The organism is Pseudomonas sp. 34 E 7 (assembly GCF_900005715.1).
Classification (GTDB): Bacteria; Pseudomonadota; Gammaproteobacteria; order Pseudomonadales; family Pseudomonadaceae; genus Aquipseudomonas; species Aquipseudomonas orientalis_A.
This window is the reverse complement of sequence record NZ_CVTX01000192.1, coordinates 87566-91478: the sequence shown is the minus strand read 5'-3', so window position 1 is coordinate 91478 and position 3913 is coordinate 87566. Positions and strand designations below refer to the sequence as shown.

The 3913-nt window shown below is 64.9% G+C and carries 3 protein-coding genes and 1 pseudogene; all 4 read right to left on the bottom strand.

Annotated features, from left to right (window positions below):
- Nucleotides 1-673: pseudogene (locus tag BFP96_RS27890) on the bottom strand (O-antigen ligase domain-containing protein); the annotation flags it as partial.
- Nucleotides 670-1773: a glycosyltransferase family 4 protein gene (locus BFP96_RS27885; RefSeq protein WP_065937417.1), complete on the bottom strand. Its 1104-nt coding sequence runs from the start codon at nt 1771-1773 to the stop codon at nt 670-672. The pseudogene BFP96_RS27890 and the gene BFP96_RS27885, both read right to left, overlap by 4 nt.
- Entirely contained in the window at nt 1764-2981 is a 1218-nt protein-coding gene (locus BFP96_RS27880) for a glycosyltransferase family 4 protein (RefSeq protein WP_065891796.1), read from the bottom strand. Before BFP96_RS27880 ends, BFP96_RS27885 begins: the two co-directional genes overlap by 10 nt.
- A gap of 8 nt (nt 2982-2989) precedes the next feature.
- Nucleotides 2990-3913 (bottom strand): beta-xylosidase (locus tag BFP96_RS27875; RefSeq protein ID WP_256549204.1); only part of this gene is annotated, 924 nt, incomplete at its 5' end.

The window sequence follows — 3913 nt, the reverse complement described above, 5'->3', positions numbered from 1 at the left end:
TCGGGTGCATCCACGGCGAGCCCATGCGCGACGACATGGCTTCCAGGCCGAATTTCAACATGTCGAAGTTGCCGTAATTGAGCAGCGCCAGGATCGGCGCAATCCCCGCCCCGGAGCGCGTGCGCACGAACACCGCGATCGACATCACCAGCATCGCCAGAGTGCCCAGCAGCAGGGCGATCACCAGGCTTTCGCGGCGCTTGTAGTCCACCAGCAACTTGGCCGTGAGAAACACCCCCGACAAATTCAGCAACCAGCGCAGCCAGTTGGCCACGCCGCTGCTTTCGGCGTGGATGCTGACCTGGCCGACAATGAACGGGAACACACTGAACAGCATCAGCCACAACAGCGCCTGGTCGGTGGGGCGGCGGGCCAGGCGCGGCGCATCCGGCAGGCGTGACAGAAAACTGTGCCACAGCACCGCGCCCCAGGTCAGCGCAAGAATCGCTTCGCACACCGTACTGCGGATGCCCAGGTTAAGCGTGGAGTAGGGCATGAAGGTCGCCACCAGGGCGAACAGCAACAAGCCCCAGAAGGGAAAGCGCAGGATGGTCACGGCCGCCGCCAGGCCAATCACGGCGAGAAACGCCTTGGCCGGTGACAGCGCCAGGGCGATTACGCCAAACAGCACGCCGAGGAGGATAGCGACGAGGCTTGCCAGGGAGAGTCTCATTTCAGTTCCTCGATCAGTTCGGCCAGGCGCTGACGATAGGCGTGTTGATTGAAACGTGCGGCCCATTGGCGATGGTCTTCGGGTGTGCCTTCATCGCCGCGCTCACCCAGGCTCAGCATCAGTTGCACCAGGGCAGGGCCGTCGGTGGGCGAAAAGCGCGGTGCCGCCGGCGGGGTGATTTCGTCGAGCGAGGTGCCGCTGGCCACGGCCACGGGGGTGCCGACGCTCAGCGCTTCAATCACCGGTAAACCGAAACCCTCGGCGTAGGACGGTTGCCACACACGTGACGCCTGGCGGTACAGCCCGTGCAGCTCGGCATCAGAGACGCCACTCAGCGCATGAATGCCCGCCAGCGTGCGCTGGGCTTCGGGCAAATGCTCCAGGCTGCCCACCAGCACCAGTTCCGGTACGTTGACGGACAAGCGCCGCGCCTGTTGCCAGGCGTCCACCAGGAACGGCACGTTCTTGCGCAATTCACGGGTGCCCACCAGCAGCCAGAAGCCCTTGGGCAATGGGCGCGCCGACAGGTCCGCCGCCGGTTCGTTGAAACCGTTCACCTGATTGGGCAGCACGCGAATCTTGCCCGCCGCCTGGGGAAACAACCGCGCAGTTTCGTCGGCGCTGTACTGGGAGGGTGTCCACACCCGGTCGGCGCTGCGTACCGCATAGGCAATCGACAGGCGATCGGTGGTCTTGTACACCAATGCCTTCAGGCGACTGGCGTGGTAGTTGTCCAGGGTGATCTGGAACAGGTCGTGCAGCAGCACCACGGTTCGCAATCCCTTGGGCCTGGGCGGCAACGGCAGGCCCATATTGAAGGTGCTGATGTACAGGTCGATGTGCTGTTCGCGCAGGGCGCGGGGTAAAAAACCGGCTTCGAAGCGCAGGCGATTGTGCGGCTGGTGCATCGCCGTTTTCGCGCAGCCCCAGGCCGGGCAGTGCGCCTGCAAGCGTGTTTCATCGCCCAGGGGCGCCACGGTAAAGCGCTCCAGTTCCAGGTCCGGCACGCTGCGCAGGGCGCTTTCCAGCGCATACACCTGGCGGCTGATGCCCGATTGCGGGGAGGTGCCGACGGTGCGGTAATCCAGGCCTACACGCATACGGGCTCCTTTTGATTGAGCGGCGACAGGGTGGCGTACACCTGCTCCAGTTGGCTGGCGGCAACGCTCCAGTCGTGGGCCCGCCGCACATAGGCGCGACCGGCTTCACCCATGGGCGCGGCGGTTTCGGGCGACTGCAACAGACGCACCACGGCGTCCGCCAGGCCGGCAGCGGTTTGCCCGCCGAGGTAATCCAGGCCGTCCACCAGGTCCAGGCCCGACACCCCCTGTTCGGTGCTGGCCAGGGGCAGGCCGGCGGCCAGCGCTTCGAGCACCTTGAGCTTGGAACCACCGCCATGGCGCAACGGCGCGAGAAACACCGAACAGGTCGATTGCAGGCTCAACAGGTCTGGCACAAAGCCTTGCCATTCGATGCGCGGGTCCTGCCAGCGTTCGCGCCAACTGGCGGGCATGCCGAAGCCGCACACACTCATGCGCGCGTCGGGGCAGTGTTCCCAGACTTTGGGCAGGATTTCATCCAGAGCCCATTCGATGGCATCTACATTGGGCGCGTACTCATAGTTGCCCAGGAACAGCACGCGGCGGGTCGACGGGTCAGGGCGGGCAGCGGCGAAGTGATCGCAGTCCACGCCATTGACCACCACCGGCACCGGTTTGCCGGCGATTTTTTCCAGTACCTGCGCATCGCTGTCGGTGACCGCCACCACCTGGGTGGCCTGGCGCATCACACGACGCTCCCAGCGCGTGTAGCGCCATTGGTCATAGCGAATAAATGGCAGCGCCCAACGTGGCAGGCGGTCGTAGGTGGCCGCGCCAAGGGCCGACTCGACGTTGTGTTCGGTCAGCACGAAGGGTTGGGATTTACGCACCAGCGCATCTTCGTAAGGTTGGAAGGTATAAGTGTGCTCGACCTGCACCACGTCCCAATGTTCGTTGAGCAGTTGGTTGAACCGGTCCTGCAGCGCTCCCGACAGGCCGTTGACGCTGGCCAGCAACGGGTAAGGCGCAAACAGCCCGGCCGCCAGGGTTTTCACGCTGCGCAGCGGGCGGCGCGGCAGGATGATCAATTGCTCGAGAAACGCCTCCAGCACCTGGCGATCGGTCAGCGACACCGGCTGCTTGTCGTGCAGCAGCAAGGTGATTCGGTGCCCACGTGCGGCCAGGCTGCGCAGCAAGTGGAACTGGCGCGTCTTGCCGCCGCTGGTGGCGGGCCAGGGCGAGTAGGGCAGGATCCATAAAATGCGCATGGCGGACTTCAATCCCATAACAGAATTTGCAGGTTCGACTTGACCGGGACAGTCAACCCGTCGGTGCCGCTCACTGGTGTCTGGGTGCCGCGCAACGGGTCATACAGCGTCGCGCTGGCGAGGTTCGGCAAGTGCGCGTTGCCGCCACCGGCCGACCAGAAAAACCACAACTTGCGCCCATCGGCGCGGGTCCAGCCGATGCTGAACAGGCCGTCGGGCAGTTGGTCGGCGGTGGGCGGGTCGCCGGGGGTCAATTGCGGGCCACTGACGTCGAGGAAATTTTTCAACGCGGTGTAGACCGGCTTGGGCTTGGCGTCGATATCGAGCAAGCCGTAGGCGCGGTCGCGCACGCTGGCGCGCTGATCCAGGTCGTTCAGGGTAAACAGGAAAATCTTGTCGAAATCCAGCGCGCTCATCAGCGCCAGGCGGCGTATCACATAATCGGCCTGGCCCTGTTGGCTGATGATGTCCTGGGCTTCCTTGGGCCCGAGGTAGTTCGACCAGCCCCACTCGGTGCTCCACAGGGTTTTCACGCCGCTGTTCCTCAGCTTCTGGTTGAGCGCGGTGGTCTTGGCCACGAAGTCGAGGTTGGCCGGGTCGTTGCCCTCGGGCAGTTGCGTGTACGGGTGGTAGGACATGACGGTGTTCAGGCTCGGCACGCCGAGGGCATCGAGGGCATCGAGCATGGTCTGGCCGTTGGGCATTTCGCTGAAAAACGCCATGCCGGCGGCCACCACCGGTTTGTTCGGGGCGACGGCGCGCAGTGCGGCGGCGGTGGTGCGCAGCAGCTGGGCATAACCGTCCGGGTCCGCCGCCGGGCGCCAGAAGCCCAGCAGGTTCGGCTCGTTCCACACCTGCCAGGCGTCGACGCTGGGGTAGCGCTGGGCCAACAGCGCCATGCGCAGCGCAAACACATTCGGGTCTCGCGGCGG